Genomic DNA, 16,722 nt, shown 5'->3' on the forward strand with positions numbered 1-16,722 from the left:
CGCCGTACTACACCACGCCATCGCAGCAAGCATCGCGACTACTTCATGCGCTATGCCGATGCTCGCCGCTGCCCGTGGTGATCTACGAGATCCCTTACCGCACCCGCATCTCGATCGCGCCCGAAGTGCTGCACGAGCTCTCGCGCCACGAGAACATCATCGGCATGAAGGCCTGCAACACCGACATGTACCACTTCCTCAAGGTGGTCCAGGGCGTGGATGCCAGCTTTGCGGTGCTGAGCGGCGAGGACACCATCTTCCCCGCGCAGATGCTCTGCGGCGCCCAGGGCGGCATCATCGTGACGGCCAACCTGCTGCCCAAGACCTGGACCCGCATGTACGCGCTGCTGACCAGCGGCAAGACCGAAGAAGCGCTGGCCCTGCACCAGAGCTGATTGGCCTCTTGGACCTGGCTTTTGCCGAAACCAACCCCGGCCCGATGAAGTCGGTCTGGGACCTGGTGGGTGTGCAGGCCCCGCACCTGCTGGCCCCGCTGGTCGATTGCAACCCCGATCTGTCCGCCCGCCTGCGCGAGGCGCTGACAGTGCGGCTGCAGGCCGAGCGCCAGCTGCCTGAGCGAGCACCCGCGATGCTGCCCGCCATCAAAGACTACCGCGTGCTGGCCCGCCAGCGCCTGTCCCGCTTTGCCTTTGACTACCTCGAAGGCGGCGCCGAAGACGGCCGCAGCATGGCACGTAACCTCGCCTCCTGGGGCGATGTCACCTTTTTGCCGCGCGCCATGGTCGATGTCAGCCAGGTGGACACCAGCATCACCTTGTTTGGCCGCAAGCAGGCCATGCCGGCCTTTGTCGGGCCCACCGGGCTCAACGGCCTGTACTGGCCCCAGGCGAGCAGGTGCTGGCCCGCGCAGCGCATGCCGCCGGCCTGCCCTTTGTGATGTCGACCGCCTCCACGTCGCTGTTGGAGGATGTGCGCGCCGCCAGCCCGGGCGATCTGTGGCTGCAGCTCTATGTGCAAAAGGACCGGCGCATTGCGCAGAGCATGATGGCGCGCGCGCAGGCGGCGGGCTTTAGCGCGCTGATGCTGACCGTGGACACATGGTGCATGGCAAGCGCGACCACGATGTGCGCAACGGCTTTCGCATGCCCGTGCCCTGGACGCCCAGGCTGCTGGCCGATTTGCTCAGCCACCCGCGCTGGTGCCTGCGCATGCTGCGCCAGGGCGGCTCGCCGCAGCTGGTCAACCTGGCGCGCAGCGCCGGGGTGGAGAGCAATATCCAGAAGCAGGCCGCCGCAATGAGCCGCGAGATGGACATGGCCCTGCGCTGGGAAGACCTGGCCTGGGTGCGGCGCCACTGGCAGGGCCCGGTCATCGTCAAGGGCCTGCTCAGCGCCCAGGATGCCCGGCGCGCGCTGCAGGCGGGCGCCGATGGCATCGTGGTCAGCAACCACGGCGGGCGCCAGCTGGAGTGCGCACCCGCGCCCATGGCGCAACTGCCGCAGATTGCCGACGCCGTTCATGGCAAGATGCATATCTTTGTCGATGGCGGGGTGCGCCGCGGCAGTGACATCGCCAAAGCCCGGGCGCTGGGGCCGATGCCGTTCTGCTGGGGCGCGCGCCCCTTTACGGACTGGCCTCGCGCGGGCCCCAGGCGTGGCCGAAGTGCTGGAGATACTGCGCACCGAGCTGGAGACCACCCTCCGATTGCTGGGCGCCCCGCAGGCCACGAGGCTGGACGCGACCTTTCTGCAAAAATACTAGACAGTGACCCGAGACAGCCGCTTTTTACGATGCCTAAAACCACACACAGCATTGCCGAGCCCGTAGCAAGCGTTGAACCCACCGCCCGTGAATCCTCATTGTTTGTCGGCTCGCTGGCCAAGGCCTTCCAGGTGCTGGAGGCCTTTCGCGACACCCACCGCGAGATGTCGCTCGCCGAGATTGCCCGCGCCGCCCAGCTCGACCGCAGTGCCACCCAGCGCATCATCTTCACCCTGGAAAAACTGCGCTACATCCGGCGCCTGCCTGGCTCCAACCTCTACACGCTCGCGCCTGAGGTGCTGCGCCTGTCCTACAACTACCTGCGCTCGCAACGCATCGTCGAGCGCGCCTACCCTTATCTGATCGAGATGACCCACACCCTGGGCGAGACCTCGAACCTGCAGGAGATGGATGGCAACGAGGTGGTCTTTATCGCCAAGGTGCCGGGCCGCTACATCTACAACTCGGACTTTGCCGTGGGCTCGCGCCTGCCTGCGGCCTATACCGCCTCGGGCCGCGCGATGATGGCCAAGCTGCCGATGGACGAGCGGCTGCGCCTGATCGAATCGACCCCGCTGGTCAAGATTACCGCCCAGACCATGACCGACCCCGAGGAGCTGCTGCGCCGCATTGAAGACGCCGAGCGCGACGGTTATGCGATTGTGCAGAACCAGACTGTGGTGGGCGATATCTCGGTGGCCGCCGCCATTACCGGCCGGGGCGGTGTGCCCATTGGCGCCATTACCATCTCGGCCCCCTCCACCCGCTGGGGCACGGCCAAGGCCGAGGCCGAGCTGCTGCCCCATGTGCTGCTGGCGGCGACCTCGATCTCCAATATCCTGGATAATTTCTAGACATTCACCTGGTACGGACGGTCTGGGAGTGATAGAAACGCGTGAGTTCCGGTGTCACGCGGTCGAGCGTGATGGGGTCTTCGTAGAACTGCATCTGGTTTTCCTGGCCGAGCCAGACGAGTTCCTTGCTGGCCGCAGGAATGGATGCAAACAGCCGCCGTGGGATGTCAGGCCCGCTTGCCGCACGGTCCGCATGCACCATCAGCGTGGGGGTGCTGAGCTTGGCCATGGCCTGATCGGCGCGGTGCCCCCAGATGCCAGCCTCCGACATCATGGCGATCCGGTTTTCCCACAGACCATGGAAGTTCCAGAACGCATGCCGGTCGGCCCAGCGGCTGTAGAACTGCTGAACCGCAGACGCCTTCAGCAGTGCATCCGGTTGGGCGGAGTGGGCCGCTCCGAGACGACCGGGATGTAATCCACGGCACCGGATTCCTGAAACTGCTTTAGGGCAGCCTGTGAGCGTGCGGCGCGGCGCTCGATCTCCTGCTCGCTGCCCAGGTACATCAATGCCGTCTGGGCGTGAGGTAGTGCCCGGCCACCAGCGCCACCGACCGCACGCGCGGCTCGGTGATGGCAGCATCCACCGCCCAGTTCACGCCCTGGCAGATACCCAGCAGATGCAGCGCCGCGCTGTCCACCTCCGCCCGCTGGGCGAGATACTCCAACGCTGCTTGCAGGTCCTGCGTCTTGGCCGCTCCGCTCTCCAGCCGCCTTGGCGTGCCGGCGCTTTCGCCGTGGTAACGCGGGTCAAACACCAGCACCACAAAGCCTTCCCGCGCCAGCCGTGTAGCGTATTGCATCGGTGATTGCTCTTTGACAAAGCCGACGGGGCCCATCACCGCCACCGCAGGTCGAGGCCCCACATGCCCACTGGGCAGCAACAGGTTGCCAACGATTTCGGTGCCTTGCGACAGGAACCGCACCTGCTCGACCGCATAGTGCGTGTTGGCAATGCGGCCACTGGCACCCCAGGCCTGGGTTTGGAAGCCGCGCGAGAGTCAGCCTGAGAGGCGGGAGCAGCAGCCTGGGCATTGCCAGCGGTGAGGCCAGCGATCAGGCAACGCTGCTGAAGATACGTGGAAAGGACATGGGACTTGACTTTCTTTGCCATTTGCAAGGGTTCGAAGTGTTGGCGAAGGCGTATATTTCTCCTAATGAATAGTTAGAATCTTGGTTATGCGCGAAATGGATATTAGGCGTATTGACCTCAATTTGCTGGTGGTGCTGCGCGTGCTTTTGGACACAGGCAGTGTTACCAGAACGGCAGAGCGATTGCATATGAGCCAGCCTGCGGTGAGCCGAGCGCTGGCCAAGCTGCGTCTGCAACTGGGCGACAAACTGCTGGTACGGGTGGCTGGAGGCATGGCACCCACGTTGCGTGCGCAAGCGCTGTCGGCACCGCTTGCCGCATTGCTGCACCAGCTGGAAGAATGTGTAGCACCCGCAGTGTTTGACCCGGCCACCACCAGGCGCGTGTTCAGCGTTGCTACCACCGACTACGGCGCAGTCGCGGTGCTGCCCGCTTGATGCAAGCTTTCGCACAACAAGCCCCTTTGGCCGGCATCGAAGTGATCCCGTTTTCCGATGCGGTTTTTGAGCTGCTCAATGCGGGCCAGGTGGACTTCGTTCTGTACAGCGACGATCCGGTTGCGGGCACGCTGAGAACCCGCCCGCTGTTTCGGGAGACCTATTCCTGCGTGCTGCGAACAAACCACCCCTTGCTGGTAAACCAAGAGGCGCGCGCAGACGAGGTGCTCAGTCTGGAAGAGTTTGTCGCGTGGCCGCACGCGCTGGTCAGCATCTTTGGTGGGCGGACGGGCGAAGTGGATGATGCCCTGGCTGCCTGTCACCAGAAACGGCATATCGCTCTGTCGCTCCCCTACTTTGCCACGGCGGGCCTGGTCAGTGCTGCCTCGGATTTGATCGTCACCCTGCCCACGCGGGTCGCGACTGCGCTTGCGGACACCAATGGCCTCCGGCTTTTGAAGCCACCGCTTGAATTGCCCGGCTTTGGCTATCGCATGCTGTGGCATGAACGCAGCCACGAAGATCCGGGTTGCGTGTGGCTCCGCGATTTAGTGGCGGCCACAGCCAAACATCAGAATGCAGCGCACACCGGACCATCCGCTTGAGTGTTTCAGGGCTGCGCAGCCTTCGCTTATTGGCTAAAAACCCCGCTCACAACGCGCCGATATGTCCATATGACGTTTAAGTTGTATGAATAGTGAACAATAGCGTTTATAGATATACACAAGACCAACTGACTACTGCACTGCTATGAGCGCCTTTCTCGAAGAACGTGTCCTGTCTGTTCACCACTGGACCGATCGTTTGTTCTCCTTCACGACCACCCGTGATCCCGCGCTGCGTTTTTTCCAGCGGCCACTTCACGATGATTGGCCTGAAGGTCGATGGCAAGAACCTGCTGCGTGCCTATTCCATCGCCAGCCCCAACTACGAGGAGCACCTGGAGTTCCTGTCGATCAAGGTCGATGACGGCCCGCTGACCAGCAAGCTCCAGCACATCCAGGTGGGTGACACCATCATCGTCGGCAAAAAGCCCACGGGCACCTTGCTGGTCGATTACCTGCTGCCGGGCAAGAACCTGTATTTGATCGGCACCGGCACGGGCCTGGCGCCCTGGCTGTCGGTGGCGCGCGACCCCGAGACCTATGACCACTTCGAAAAGGTCGTTGTGGTGCACGGCGTGCGCCAGGTCCAGGAGCTGGCCTACCAGCAGCTGCTCGAAGAAGAGCTGCCCAACCATGAGTTCCTCGGCGAAATCGTCAAGGACAAGCTGGTCTACTACCCGACGGTGACGCGCGAGCCTTTCCGCAACCAGGGCCGTATCTCCAACCAGATCACCGCCGGCACCTTCCCGCAGAACATCGGCCTGCCCGAACTGAACCCGGACACCGACCGCGTGATGCTCTGCGGCAGCCCCGCGATGCTCGCTGAGCTGAAGGAACTGCTTGAAGCCAAGGGCTTCAAGGAAGGCAATACCTCGACACCCGGCGACTTTGTCGTCGAGCGCGCCTTCGTCGAGAAGTAAGCAGCGCCCCCGCCCAGCAAAAAACGACCCTCGGGTCGTTTTTTGTTGCCTGCAGCGCAGATTAGATCAGCTGCTCGGTGTAGAAATTGCCACCGTGGTAGAGCAGCGGCGGCACGCCCACCACATGCTGGCAGTGCGCAACCTCGCCAACGAGGATCACATGGTCGCCCGCATCATGGTGCGGGCCGTTGCGGCACTCAAAGCTGGCAATGGCGCCCGCAAGCAGCGGCACGCCGGTCACGCCCACTTCATACTCCACGCCCGCCCAGCGGTCGATGCCCTTGCGGCTGAACTGCAGGGCCAGCTCCTTCTGGTGCGCGCCCATCACATTGATCGCGTAGTGGCTCACCGTCTCGAACACCGGCATTGACGAGGCGGTTTTCATCAGGCTCCACAGCACCAGTGGCGGGGTGAGCGATGCGGAATTGAAGGAGCTGATCGTCAGCCCGACCTTGTTGCCATCGGGCGCCAGTGCCGTGACCACAGCCACCCCGGTGGCGAACTGGCCCAGCGCATTGCGAAACTCACGTTCGGAAAACGAGGCAGAAACAGGCGATTGCAGGTGTTCAGGGGGGAGGGAGCGGTTCACGGGGCAGGCAGACGGCAGGGGCAGACGCCATGCCGTCAAAAGCATGGATGGGGTCATTATCGGCCAGGGGGCGAGGCCCTGCGCGCGTAGGTGCTTGAAAACAAGGCAGGCGGGCCGCATCTGCAGGGGAAATACACGGCGAGAAGCAAACCTATGTCCTTGATTCCCAACTTCGCGATGCTCGGCAGTGGCCCGACGGTGCTGATGCTCCACGATGCCGACACCGACCACCTGGGCTTTGCCCCGCAGGTGGAGCTGCTCGCCAGCCAGGGCTACCGCGCGATCGCCTGGGACATGCCTGGCTACCATGCCAACCCGCCACCCTATGGCGGCTACAGCCTGAAGGCGCTGCCGCCACGGCGGATGGCCTGCTCGAAGCGCTGAAGATTGGCCGCGCCCATATCGTCGGCCATGGCATGGGCGCGATGGTGGCCGCCGAGCTGGCCCTGCGCCACCCCACTCGCGTGCGCAGCCTGACCCTGGTGGCCGCGGCCCGGCGCTGGAGGCGGACAGCCAGCAGCACTGGGTGCAGACGCGCCAGCAATTGCTGGCCCAGTGCCAGCAGCAGGCCAGCACCGAGGCGGTGCAGATGCAGCGCTTTGCCGAGCTGCTGGTGCAGCTGCAATCGGGCCAGCAGGCCTTGCCCGAAGGGCTGCAGCTGGCGCGCCACGCGATCACCCAGATCCAGCCGCTGGCCTATGGCCGCATGCTGGAGATGCTGGCCGGCCCAGCACCCTGGCCGAGCGCCTGCCCCACCTCAGCCAGCGCTGCCTGCTGGTGAGCGGCGGCCAGGATGTCTGCATGCCGCCCCAGCGCATGCAGGCGCTGGCAGACCAACTGCCCGACGCTCGGCATGCCCGTCTGGAGGGCGTTGGCCACTGGCCCCAGCTGGAGAGCCCCGATGCCTTCGAAGGCCTGCTGCTCGACTTTTTGGCGACCCAGCGCGCCACGGTGCACTAGGAAAAACCCGTAAATCCGGCGCCTGCGGCGGCCGTTTGCCTCTGCAGGTGGTTGACTTGCCATCCTGGCAATGCAGCCCGCTGGGCGCCACCGGGGCAAAAAACTGGCATGCTATGGGGTTTGGCGTGCAGCCCGTCACTTTCCTGGAGCCTCTCCAGGCTGGCGGACGGCCACCATGATCGGCAGCGCTCCCCACAGGACGCTGCTGTCCCTGTTGCCAACTGAAGGATTAGTCCCGTGTCCCCCTCTTCCCTGACTTTGCCGTCACCCATCGAGCCAGCCACGCAGCGCCCAAGAGCGCGCCAAGATTCTGGACAACCCGGGTTTTGGTCTGCACTTCACCGACCACATGGTCTCGGTGCACTGGGACAAAGAGGGTGGCTGGCGCGATGCGGCGGTGACCCCGTACGGCCCGATTGCGCTGGACCCGCCGCTGCCGTGCTGCACTACGGCCAGGAAATCTTTGAAGGCATCAAGGCCTACCGCCATGCCGATGGCTCGGTCTGGACCTTCCGCCCCCAGGCCAATGCCGAGCGCCTGCAACGCTCCGCCCGCCGCCTGGCGCTGCCGGAGCTGCCAGTCGATGTCTTTGTGGAATCGCTCAAGCAGATCATCGCCGTGGACAAGGACTGGGTGCCCAGTGGTAACGAAGCGAGCCTGTACCTGCGCCCCTTCATGATCGGTGACGAAGTCTTCCTGGGCGTGCGCAGCGCCCACAAGGCCACCTACTATGTGATCGCCTGCCCCGCCGGCCCCTACTTTGCCAAGGGCGTGGCGCCCGTGGCGATCTGGCTGTCGACCGACTATGCCCGCGCGGCCAAGGGCGGCACCGGCGCTGCCAAGTGCGGCGGCAACTATGCCGCTTCGCTGCTGCCCCAGCAGCAAGCCCAGGACAACGGCTGCTCGCAAGTGCTGTTCCTCGATCCTGCCGAAGGCAAGTACCTCGAAGAGCTGGGCGGCATGAACGTGTTCCTGGTCTACGGCAAGCAAAACAAGCTGGTCACGCCTGCGCTGTCGGGCAGCATTCTGGAAGGCATCACCCGCGACTCGCTGCTGCAACTGGCACGCGACCGTGGCATGGTGGTCGAAGAGCGCAAGATCGCTGTGGACGAGTGGAAGCAGGGCGTGGCCTCCGGTGAGATCACCGAAGTGTTTGCCTGCGGTACCCGCTGCCGTGATCACCCCATCGGCCAGCTCAAGGGCGAGGGCTTCTCGGTGGGCGACCTGTCGGCCCCCGCTGGCGAAGTCACGATGGCCCTGCGCAAGGAACTGACCGATATCCAGTACGGCCGCGCCCCGGACCGCCACGGCTGGCTGGTGCGTCTGGACGCCTGATCCGTCCGCGATATAAACGCCAAAGGGCCGCACAGTGTGCGGCCCTTTTTTCACGGTGCTGTGAGACCTTTACACAGCGACGGCAGTCTGGCGCTTGCTGTCGCTCTCGAAGCCATAGAAGCCAAAGCGCATCTCCGGCATGCGCCCGCTCACCAGCTCGGCCATCGCCTTGCCGCTGCCGGCGCCATGGGTCCAGCCCAAGGTGCCGTGGCCGGCATTGATCCAGAGCTTGCCGATCTTGGTGCGGCCGATGAACGGAATATTGGTGGGCGTAGCGGGGCGCAGGCCGGTCCAGAACTGCGGGTTGCCGCCCTGCTCAGGCAGGCGGGTGTCGCAGACGCCGGGCATCAGCTCCTCGATGCGGCGCGCCAGCATGTGGCAGCGGGCCTTGGCCAGGGGGCTGTCCAGCGAGCTGTCAAAACCGTTGAGCTCGATCGTGCCGGCCACGCGCAGCTGGTTGCCCAGGCGGCTCATCGCCAGCTTGTTGCCATCGTCAATGCAGCTGACAAAGGGCGCGGCCTCAGGCTTCAAGATCGGCAAGGTGGCGCTGTAACCCTTGCCCGGATAGATGGCCACATTCAGGCCCACGGTGCGCAACAGCGGCGCGGTATAGCTGCCGCAGGCGACGATGACGGCATCACCCTGCAAGGTGCGCGGGCTGCTGTCTGCGCCCGCTGCGGTGGCGCGCACGGTGACCGAGTCGATCGCGCCACGGCCACATTCAGCCGCTCGACACGGTGGTTGTAGAGAAACTGCACACCGCCCTGGGCGCAGAGCTGGGCGAGCTTTTGCGTGAACACGCGCGCATCGCCGCTCTCGTCGCTCTCGGTAAAGGTGCCGCCCTTGATATGCGCGGCATAGGGCTTGAAGGCGGGCTCGATCTTCAAAAACTCTTCGGTGCTGACCATGCGGCGGTTCACACCGTACTGGCGCATCAGGTCGACGGCCATCTGCGCATCCTGCACCGCTTCGTCGCTGGTGAAGAAGTGGGCAATGCCGCGCTCGAGCCGGTTGAACTGGATGCCGGTCTGGGCCACCACGGCCTTCAAGGCGTTGTGGCTGTAGGCACCGAGCGCAACGATCTGCTGCACATTGCGGGCAAAGGAGCGGTCATTGCACTCGGCCAGAAACTGCGTGAGCCAGCGCCATTGATGCGGATCGGCATGCGGGCGCAGCAGCAGCGGCGCCTCCTTGTCGAACATCCACTTGAGCGCCTTGAGCGGGGCATGCTTGTTGGCCCAGGGCTCGCAGTAGCTCACCGAGATCTGCGCGGCATTGGCATAGCTGGTCTCCAGCGCCGCGTCCGGTTGGCGATCCACGACGGTGACGTCGTGGCCGAGTTGCAGCAGATGCCAGGCAGTGCTGGTGCCGATGATGCCGGCGCCGAGGATGATGACTTTCATGCCTCTCAGTGTCTGGCATCTTGGCTGTAACATAAAGTGCAATTAAACTTCTTCAGGATTCATCAGTTCTACTAATACTGGAGCCCCATGAGCAACCTGGACCCTATCGCGCTGGAATGCCTGGCCGCCGTGATTGAAGAAGGCGGTTTCGAGAAGGCCGCGCTGCGCCTGAATGTGACGCAATCGGCCGTCTCGCAGCGGCTGCGCGCACTGGAGGCACAGATCGGCTCGGTGCTGGTGGTGCGCAGCCGCCCGCTGCGGCCCACCGCTGCCGGCCAGCTGCTGCTCAAGCACACCCAGCAGCTGCGGCTGCTGCGCACCGACCTGGAGCAGGAGCTGCACAGCCTGCTGCCCCACACCATGCGCCGCAATGCGCATGACGAGGCCATCTCGATTGCCATCAATGCCGACAGCATTGCCACCTGGGCGCTCGATGCACTGCAGGACATCGCGCTGCAGCAGCTGCCGCTGGAGATCATCACCGACGACCAGGACCACACCTTGGAGCTGCTGCGCACCGGCGAGGTGCTCGGCTGCGTCACCACCATGCCGCAGGCGCTGCGCGGCTGCCGCGTGACCGCGCTGGGCGCGATGCACTACATCGCCGTGGCATCGCCCGCCTTTGCCCAGCAGCATGTGCCGCAAGGAATCAACCGCAGCAACTTCAAGCACCTGCCGTTTTTGAGCTACAACCGCAAGGACGACATGCAGCGCGTGTTTGTCGCCCGCGCGATGGGCCTCAAGACCGTCGGCCTGCACCAGCTCTATGTGCCCAACTCCGAAGCTCAGGTGCGCGCCGTGGCCGCTGGCTGGGGCGTGGGCGTGGTGCCCGAGCTGCTGGCCCGCCCCTACCTCGCCGATGGCCGCCTGGTCAATGTGGCCGAGACCCAGGTGCTGCGCGTCGACCTGTACTGGCACTGCTGGAACCTGCAGTCGGCCTTGCTGGGCGCCCTGAGCGATGCGATGGTGCACAGCGCCAAGAGCAGCCTGGCGCCGCCACGGCGGCCGCTCGCGCCATGGTCAAGGCATAAAAAAAACTGCCTGCACCCCAGGGGGATGCAAGCAGTTTCCGGATGTCCACAGGCATTCATCGCACCGGTGGTTCCATCCCTCCCTCATCAGTGACATCCATTGCATGCGAAGTATCCGCGCCAAGTATTGCTATATGGTGAATAGCAAATGACAGACGCATGATCTGATCCATTTACCGAATCAGCAATACCGGCAGCTTGCTCTCGGCCAGCACCTGGGTCGCCACCGAGCCCAGCACCAGCTTGGCCAGCGCACCATGGCCGCGGGTGCCCATGATCAGCAGGTCATAGCCGCCCTTATCGGCCGTCTCGGCAATGGTCTGGGAGATCGGGCCTACGGCAGTCTCGGCCACGGCCTTGACCTGGTGGGCGGCCAGAAACTCCTGCACCGGCACCAGCACCTTCTGCGCCTCTTCGCTGTGGTAGTCGTCCACCAGCGCCTTGCCCAAGGCCTTGGCAGCCGGGGCGGCAGCAGGGGCTGCACCGTGAGCGCCGTGTAATGGTGGTTGGGCGTCAGCCACTCTGCGTGCGCTGCCAGTAATCGAGCATCTTCTGGGTGTAGGGGCTGCCATCAACGGCCAACAAAATACGCATGCCTTGACTCCTTCAAAAAAGGGGTGAGGGACCCAACACCGGTGGCGCCACCAACGCTGGACTGTGGCCTGGCAAACCCGCGCTCCATCAGCGAGAACGCGCTTTACAGGCTAAATCATGTGTATCAGCATATAGATTTATCGTCAAACGGGCATTGATATGCATCAGGCGCGGCGACAAATTTAGGTAAAAAACCCTTGGATTTGGGCTTGGCAGAGGGAATGCCGGAAGTGGATCGACCCTGGCTACACCGCCACCAGGCAATGCGGATTGAAGCTCTCCTGCTCGCCCTTGCGCGCATAGCCCAGCGGGTTGGCCACGACCCGGCATTGCCAGGGGCGGCCATCGCTGTGCTGGCCTTTGGCCAGGTAATCGCTGGGCGCATGCAGGTGGCCGTGGATCCAGAGGTCGGCATAGGGCAGCAGGTCATCGAGCACATTGCAAAAACCGGCGGTTCCGGGCGTCAGCCCATAGCGCGGATCGGCGCTGCGCAGGCTGGGCGCAAAGTGGGTGATGACGACGGTTTTGCCATCAAAGGGCTCGGCCAGTGCGGCGCGCAGCCATTCCTGGCAGCGCAGCGCTTCGTCGCGCATCTCGGCGGCCAAAAAGGGCTGGCCGTTGCGCTGCATCTGGGCCTTGGTCAAGTAAAAGTTCGCGGCCTTGAAGGCCTTCTCGCGCTGCTTCATCAGCGCGCCCAGCTCGGTCACGCCGTTGTGCAGGGCAATGGCGTCGTAGTCGGACCAGAGTGTGGTGCCGATAAAGCGCACGCCGTCGATGATCAGGGTGTCGCAGTCCAGCATCGTGATGCCCAACTTTTCGCAGCTGGCACGCAGGCGCAGCCGGGCGGCATCGAAATCCTGGTTGTCAAACTCGTGGTTGCCAGGCACCAGGATTACCGGCTCGGGCCAATGGCCGCCAGCCTGCTGCGGGCTGAACTGGGTGAGGCCAAAATCCTTATCGTCCAGCATCGAGCCATTCTGGTAGGAGCCAATGTCGCCGGCCAGCACCAGCAACTGGGCGCCGGGCGCAGGCTGGGCACGGAAATGGGGGTGGGTCTCCAGATGCAGGTCGGACAGAATTTGCAGGTGCATGGTCGCCTAGCCTACCATGGGCTTTAGCGCCTTGCAGCCCGCTACATCGGTAATTCCAGGTCAGGAAAAGCCGCCCGGGCCGAGCGCTCCAGTGCATGCAGCATCCATTCCAGCGCCGAGGGCGGAATATGCCCGCTGCGGCTGCGCCACAGCGCATCCACATGCACGGCCTCGACGCGCAGCGGCAGCGGCTGGAAGGCCAGCAGATCGGCGATGCCGGTGGCAGGCACAAAGTGACGCGGCAAAACGGTCAGCAGGTCGGTGCGCGCCACCACGCGCGCGGCGGTGAAGTACTGGTTCACCGTCAGCACCACCCGGCGCTTGCGGCCGATCGATGCCAGCGCCTCGTCCAAAAGCCAAAGGGCTGGCCGGAAAAGCTCACCAGCATATGGCGTGCATCGCAGTAGCGCTCCAAAGTCAGCAAGCCCTCACTCAAAGGATGGTCCTTGCGCATCACGCAGAGGTATTCGCCGTCATAGAGGCGCCGGCTCTCGAAATCCACCAGGTCCCCGACTGGGCGCGCGCCGTCATCTCGGCGAGCACAAAGGGGAAATAGCCCACGGCCAGGTCCGCCGTCTCGGCGTCCAGCTCCTCGCGCGGATCACGGGTAGTGAGTGGTTGCACATGCACAGAGACGCCTGGTGCCTCGGTCTCCAGAATGTGCATCAGGCTGGGCAGCAAGGTGGCGGCGGTGGCATCGGCCATCGCCACGACAAAGGCCTGGGTCGCATGGGCGGGGTCAAAGCGCTCAGGCGCAAAGCTGGCCTGCAGGGCGCCAGCGATTCGCGCACCACCGGCCACAGCGCATTGGCCAGCGGTGTGGGCTCCACACCCTGGCCGCTGCGCACCAAAAGCTCGTCATGCAGCGCCTCGCGCAGGCGCCGCATCGCATTGCTGACTGCCGGCTGGGTGATGGCCAGCTTGTCGGCCGCCCGGGTCAGGCTGCGCTCATTCATCACCTCGTCGAATACACGCAAGAGGTTCAGGTCCAGGTGCCGAAATTGGTGGGGCAGCATTTTCAATCCTTTGCAGCGCTGGGCGAACCGCAATACATCACTGACATGAATGATACAGATTCAAAAGATAAATTTGAGAACGTCTAGGGTAAACCCTATACTTCGTTCATCGCTTCAAAGAAGCATTAATCCCAAAGACATCCATCATGACCAACAGTTTTGTACACACTGACATGGCTACCGAGCACACGGGCGTTCTGCGTGTGGAACGTGCTGCTGAACATCTCAAGACCACCTTCGGCACCAAGGGCGTTGGCGCATCGTTGATGCTGGCCGCGCTGGTCGCTGCCGTGCTGGTGGTTGCCACCCGCCTGGTGGACTCCGTCGCTGGCGGCAGCCACTGGATCGCTGGCTGGGCCCTGCTGTGGGCCGTCGCCTTTGTCGCCATCGCCCTGCTCGCTGCCCCTGCCCGCAACCTGAGCAGCAGCCTGCGCGCCGCTCGCCGCAGCTGGGACGAAGGCCACCGCCGTGCCCTGGAAGACGACAAGACCTGGCAAGTGGCCCTGCAAGACAGCCGCGTGATGGCTGACCTGAACCGCGCCATGAGCGACGCAGCGGTTTCGTTCTACCACAAGAACTACTGATCAACGCCGGCGGTCCTCCAGAGCCCCAGCGCCGGCAGCCACGATCTGCCTTTTCAAGAGCCACGGCATGCCGTGGCTTTTTTGTTGTCGGTGGTCGCCCCCATCCATAGCGGATCAGCAGCTTGTCATCGCTAAACACCTCCGCAAGCACAAGCGGCAGGTGCCTGGAAGAAGGTTGGCAAGCGCTTTCCTGCCCTCAGCGGTGCCGACTGTATGCAACAAACCACAGTCCTACCGATGCGCTGACGCTGAGCCCCAGCGGGTGTACGGCCCGCCACTCCCACAAAACAAAACCCCGCATGCCTGAAACATGCGGGGTTTTGTTGTGTTTCGCTATCCCAGCCACTGGCAGCAGTGCTACCAGCGACTTCCTGAGCTACCGATCAGGCAGCGGCCAGGCGCTTTTCCAGATCGGCCTTGATGTCCAGCAAGGCCTGGGGCAGGCGCTGGGCCAGGTGGTCGAAATGGGTCTGGTGCGATGCCAGCTCTTCGGTCCAGACGGCGGTGTCGATGTTGGTGACGGTCTTGAACTGCTCGGCATTGAAGTCCAGGCCGGTCCAGTTGATCTCGGCGTACTGCGGTGCCACGCCAAAGGCGGTCTGCGTGCCCTGCACCTGGCCTTCGAGGCGGTCGAGCATCCACTTGAGAACGCGCATGTTCTCACCGTAGCCAGGCCAGACGAACTTGCCAGCGGCATCCTTGCGGAACCAGTTGGTGGTGTAGATCTTGGGCAGCTGCGCGCCAGCGGCTTCGAGCTTGTCGCCCAGGTTCAGCCAGTGGGCGAAGTAGTCGCTCATGTTGTAGCCCATGAAAGGCAGCATCGCGAATGGATCGCGGCGCACCACGCCTTGCGCGCCAAAGGCGGCAGCGGTGGTTTCCGAGCCCATGGTCGCAGCCATGTAGACGCCTTCCTTCCAGTTGCGCGCCTCGGTCACCAGCGGCACGGTGGTCGAGCGGCGGCCGCCAAAGATGAAGGCATCGATCTTCACGCCCTTGGGGTCGTCCCAGGCTTCGTCGAGCGCCGGGTTGTTGGTGGCAGCGACGGTGAAGCGGGCATTGGGGTGGGCGGCCTTGGCGCCGGTTTCCTTGGCGATCTGGGGCGTCCAGTCCTTGCCTTGCCAGTCAATCAGGTGGTCGGGCAGCTGGCCGCTGTCCTTTTCCATGCCTTCCCACCACACATCGCCGTCATCGGTCAGCGCGACGTTGGTGAAGATCACGTTCTTGTCCAAACTGGCCATGCAGTTGGGGTTGGTGTGGTAGTTGGTGCCGGGGGCCACGCCAAAGTAGCCGGCTTCGGGGTTGATGGCGCGCAGCGAGCCATCGGCCTGGGGCTTAATCCAGGCGATGTCGTCGCCGATGGTGGTGACCTTCCAGCCTTCAAAGCAGTGGGCGGCACCAGCATCGAGAAATTGGTCTTGCCGCAGGCGCTGGGGAAAGCGGCGGCCACGTGGTACTTTTTGCCCTGGGGATTTTGCACGCCCAGAATCAGCATGTGCTCGGCCAGCCAGCCCTGGTCGCGGCCCATGGTGGAGGCGATGCGCAGCGCAAAGCACTTCTTGCCCAGCAGCGCATTGCCGCCGTAGCCCGAACCGTAGGACCAGATTTCGCGCGTCTCGGGGTAGTGCACGATGTACTTGGTCTTGTTGCAAGGCCAGCTGGTGGTGTCCTTTTCGCCGCCTGCAGCGGCGCGCCGATGGTGTGCACGCAGGGCACAAATGCACCATCGCTGCCGATCACGTTATACACGGCACGGCCCATGCGGGTCATGATCTTCATGTTGACCGCGACATAGGCGCTGTCGGACAGCTCGATGCCCACGTGGGCAATGGGCGAGCCCAGCGGGCCCATCGAGAACGGCACCACATACATGGTGCGGCCCTTCATACAACCGTCAAACAGCGGCTGTAGAGTCGAGCGCATCTGGGCAGGTTCCATCCAGTTGTTGGTCGGGCCGGCATCTTCCTTCTTGGCCGAGCAGATGTAGGTGCGGTCTTCCACGCGGGCCACGTCCGAGGGATCGGACCAGGCCAGAAAGCTGCCGGGGCGCTTGGAGGGGTTGAGCTTCTTGAAGGTGCCGGCATCGACCAGTTGCTGGCAGAGGCGGTCGTATTCTTCCTGGCTGCCATCGCACCAGTAGACGGCATCGGGCTTGCACAGCGCGGCCATATCGGCCACCCAGGCGATGAGCTTGGGGTTCTTGACGTAGTCGGGGGCCTGAATGGCGACACCGGCCTGGATGTTTGCGTTCATGGGAAGGCTTTCAAAGTTGTAAACGGTTCATCAAAAACCGCTGCGACAAGCCCCTGGCCGACAGCAACCCATTTTTGAAAAACCGTCTCCACAACGTCGGACAAGGCGCCATGCCTGTGCGCAAAAATGCCTACGCTGGACTGGCGATTTTAGCAGTCGGCCCCAAAACGGTGATTTTCAGTCTCAACATCTATGCATTTGACGCATGACGAAATGCATAACTGTATTGATACCGGTT

15 protein-coding genes and 7 pseudogenes are annotated in these 16,722 nt (G+C 63.6%); 13 read left to right on the forward strand and 9 right to left on the reverse strand.

The genetic code is table 11. The features are described from left to right. From ACFODQ_RS04065 to ACFODQ_RS04075, 3 genes and pseudogenes are all read left to right on the forward strand, one after another. A pseudogene (locus tag ACFODQ_RS04065) lies at positions 1-556 on the forward strand (dihydrodipicolinate synthase family protein); the annotation flags it as partial. 33 nt (positions 557-589) lie between these two features. Further along, a pseudogene (locus ACFODQ_RS04070) lies at positions 590-1,722 on the forward strand (alpha-hydroxy acid oxidase). 29 nt (positions 1,723-1,751) lie between these two features. Next, positions 1,752-2,576, forward strand: a complete 825-nt coding sequence (locus ACFODQ_RS04075) for an IclR family transcriptional regulator (protein ID WP_116927611.1) — start codon at positions 1,752-1,754, stop codon at positions 2,574-2,576. A gap of 4 nt (positions 2,577-2,580) precedes the next feature. Here ACFODQ_RS04075 and ACFODQ_RS04080 read toward each other — a convergent pair whose 3' ends face one another. The 3 genes from ACFODQ_RS04080 to ACFODQ_RS04090 all read right to left on the reverse strand — a co-directional run bounded on the left by ACFODQ_RS04080 (position 2,581) and on the right by ACFODQ_RS04090 (position 3,502). Then, the gene (locus ACFODQ_RS04080) at positions 2,581-2,805 is read right to left on the reverse strand and encodes a hypothetical protein (RefSeq protein ID WP_377015241.1); all 225 of its coding nucleotides are present in this window, start codon (positions 2,803-2,805) and stop codon (positions 2,581-2,583) included. 134 nt (positions 2,806-2,939) lie between these two features. Then, positions 2,940-3,083, reverse strand: coding sequence for a hypothetical protein (locus ACFODQ_RS04085; protein ID WP_377015243.1), 144 nt, complete (start codon positions 3,081-3,083; stop codon positions 2,940-2,942). Next, positions 3,083-3,502, reverse strand: a complete 420-nt coding sequence (locus tag ACFODQ_RS04090; RefSeq protein ID WP_377015245.1) for an alpha/beta hydrolase — start codon at positions 3,500-3,502, stop codon at positions 3,083-3,085. The genes ACFODQ_RS04085 and ACFODQ_RS04090 overlap by 1 nt, the downstream gene beginning before the upstream one ends. A gap of 262 nt (positions 3,503-3,764) precedes the next feature. Here ACFODQ_RS04090 and ACFODQ_RS04095 point away from each other — a divergent pair, with 262 nt between their 5' ends. The 3 genes and pseudogenes from ACFODQ_RS04095 to ACFODQ_RS04105 all read left to right on the forward strand — a co-directional run bounded on the left by ACFODQ_RS04095 (position 3,765) and on the right by ACFODQ_RS04105 (position 5,631). Beyond that, positions 3,765-4,106 carry a LysR family transcriptional regulator gene (locus tag ACFODQ_RS04095; protein ID WP_377015247.1) on the forward strand — a complete coding sequence of 114 codons (342 nt, stop codon included), beginning with the start codon at positions 3,765-3,767 and terminating at the stop codon, positions 4,104-4,106. Positions 4,107-4,132: 26 nt separating this feature from the next. Beyond that, positions 4,133-4,711, forward strand: coding sequence for a LysR substrate-binding domain-containing protein (locus ACFODQ_RS04100; protein ID WP_377015249.1), 579 nt, complete (start codon positions 4,133-4,135; stop codon positions 4,709-4,711). Positions 4,712-4,856: 145 nt separating this feature from the next. Beyond that, positions 4,857-5,631 (forward strand): annotated as a pseudogene (locus ACFODQ_RS04105) (ferredoxin--NADP reductase). Positions 5,632-5,692: 61 nt separating this feature from the next. Here ACFODQ_RS04105 and ACFODQ_RS04110 read toward each other — a convergent pair. Further along, on the reverse strand, positions 5,693-6,220 hold the full coding sequence (locus ACFODQ_RS04110) for a flavin reductase family protein (RefSeq protein ID WP_021029037.1): 528 nt from the start codon (positions 6,218-6,220) through the stop codon (positions 5,693-5,695). A 159-nt stretch (positions 6,221-6,379) separates the two neighbouring features. On the opposite strand from ACFODQ_RS04110, the gene ACFODQ_RS04115 reads away from it, so the two are divergent. From ACFODQ_RS04115 to ACFODQ_RS04130, 4 genes are all read left to right on the forward strand, one after another. Next, the gene (locus tag ACFODQ_RS04115; RefSeq protein WP_377015252.1) at positions 6,380-6,604 is read left to right on the forward strand and encodes an alpha/beta fold hydrolase; all 225 of its coding nucleotides are present in this window, start codon (positions 6,380-6,382) and stop codon (positions 6,602-6,604) included. Between the two features lie 142 nt (positions 6,605-6,746). Further along, entirely contained in the window at positions 6,747-7,001 is a 255-nt protein-coding gene (locus ACFODQ_RS04120; protein WP_377015261.1) for a hypothetical protein, read from the forward strand. After that, positions 6,998-7,180, forward strand: coding sequence for an alpha/beta fold hydrolase (locus ACFODQ_RS04125; protein ID WP_377015262.1), 183 nt, complete (start codon positions 6,998-7,000; stop codon positions 7,178-7,180). Before ACFODQ_RS04120 ends, ACFODQ_RS04125 begins: the two co-directional genes overlap by 4 nt. Positions 7,181-7,417: 237 nt before the next feature. Further along, positions 7,418-8,515 (forward strand): branched-chain amino acid aminotransferase, encoded by a 1,098-nt coding sequence (locus ACFODQ_RS04130; protein ID WP_377015254.1) that lies wholly within the window; start codon positions 7,418-7,420, stop codon positions 8,513-8,515. Positions 8,516-8,584: 69 nt separating this feature from the next. Here the strand turns inward: ACFODQ_RS04130 and ACFODQ_RS04135 are convergent. Further along, a pseudogene (locus ACFODQ_RS04135) lies at positions 8,585-9,918 on the reverse strand (D-amino acid dehydrogenase). Positions 9,919-10,005: 87 nt separating this feature from the next. Here ACFODQ_RS04135 and ACFODQ_RS04140 point away from each other — a divergent pair. Beyond that, on the forward strand, positions 10,006-11,043 hold the full coding sequence (locus tag ACFODQ_RS04140) for a LysR family transcriptional regulator ArgP (RefSeq protein ID WP_377015256.1): 1,038 nt from the start codon (positions 10,006-10,008) through the stop codon (positions 11,041-11,043). Positions 11,044-11,122: 79 nt separating this feature from the next. Here the strand turns inward: ACFODQ_RS04140 and ACFODQ_RS04145 are convergent. The 3 genes and pseudogenes from ACFODQ_RS04145 to ACFODQ_RS04155 form a co-directional block, all read right to left on the reverse strand. Further along, positions 11,123-11,543 (reverse strand): annotated as a pseudogene (locus ACFODQ_RS04145) (universal stress protein). 245 nt (positions 11,544-11,788) lie between these two features. Then, positions 11,789-12,634, reverse strand: a complete 846-nt coding sequence (locus tag ACFODQ_RS04150; protein ID WP_116927620.1) for a metallophosphoesterase — start codon at positions 12,632-12,634, stop codon at positions 11,789-11,791. 41 nt (positions 12,635-12,675) lie between these two features. Continuing rightward, positions 12,676-13,650 (reverse strand): annotated as a pseudogene (locus ACFODQ_RS04155) (LysR family transcriptional regulator). Between the two features lie 146 nt (positions 13,651-13,796). Here ACFODQ_RS04155 and ACFODQ_RS04160 point away from each other — a divergent pair. Next, the gene (locus tag ACFODQ_RS04160; protein ID WP_021029029.1) at positions 13,797-14,234 is read left to right on the forward strand and encodes a hypothetical protein; all 438 of its coding nucleotides are present in this window, start codon (positions 13,797-13,799) and stop codon (positions 14,232-14,234) included. Between the two features lie 383 nt (positions 14,235-14,617). Here ACFODQ_RS04160 and ACFODQ_RS04165 read toward each other — a convergent pair. Then, positions 14,618-16,484: pseudogene (locus tag ACFODQ_RS04165) on the reverse strand (phosphoenolpyruvate carboxykinase (GTP)). On the opposite strand from ACFODQ_RS04165, the gene ACFODQ_RS04170 reads away from it, so the two are divergent. Further along, positions 16,475-16,693, forward strand: coding sequence for a hypothetical protein (locus ACFODQ_RS04170; RefSeq protein ID WP_377015259.1), 219 nt, complete (start codon positions 16,475-16,477; stop codon positions 16,691-16,693). The pseudogene ACFODQ_RS04165 and the gene ACFODQ_RS04170 sit on opposite strands and share 10 nt — an antisense overlap. Positions 16,694-16,722 lie beyond the last annotated feature (29 nt).

The organism is Comamonas sp. JC664 (genome assembly GCF_042647185.1).

Coding starts and splice junctions, on each gene's coding strand:
- ACFODQ_RS04080 (WP_377015241.1), bottom strand. CDS start 2,805: ATGGCCAAGCTCAGCACCCCCACGCTGATGGTGCATGCGGACCGTGCG.
- ACFODQ_RS04150 (WP_116927620.1), bottom strand. CDS start 12,634: ATGCACCTGCAAATTCTGTCCGACCTGCATCTGGAGACCCACCCCCAT.
- ACFODQ_RS04095 (WP_377015247.1), top strand. CDS start 3,765: ATGGATATTAGGCGTATTGACCTCAATTTGCTGGTGGTGCTGCGCGTG.
- ACFODQ_RS04085 (WP_377015243.1), bottom strand. CDS start 3,083: ATGTACCTGGGCAGCGAGCAGGAGATCGAGCGCCGCGCCGCACGCTCA.
- ACFODQ_RS04075 (WP_116927611.1), top strand. CDS start 1,752: ATGCCTAAAACCACACACAGCATTGCCGAGCCCGTAGCAAGCGTTGAA.
- ACFODQ_RS04160 (WP_021029029.1), top strand. CDS start 13,797: ATGACCAACAGTTTTGTACACACTGACATGGCTACCGAGCACACGGGC.
- ACFODQ_RS04140 (WP_377015256.1), top strand. CDS start 10,006: ATGAGCAACCTGGACCCTATCGCGCTGGAATGCCTGGCCGCCGTGATT.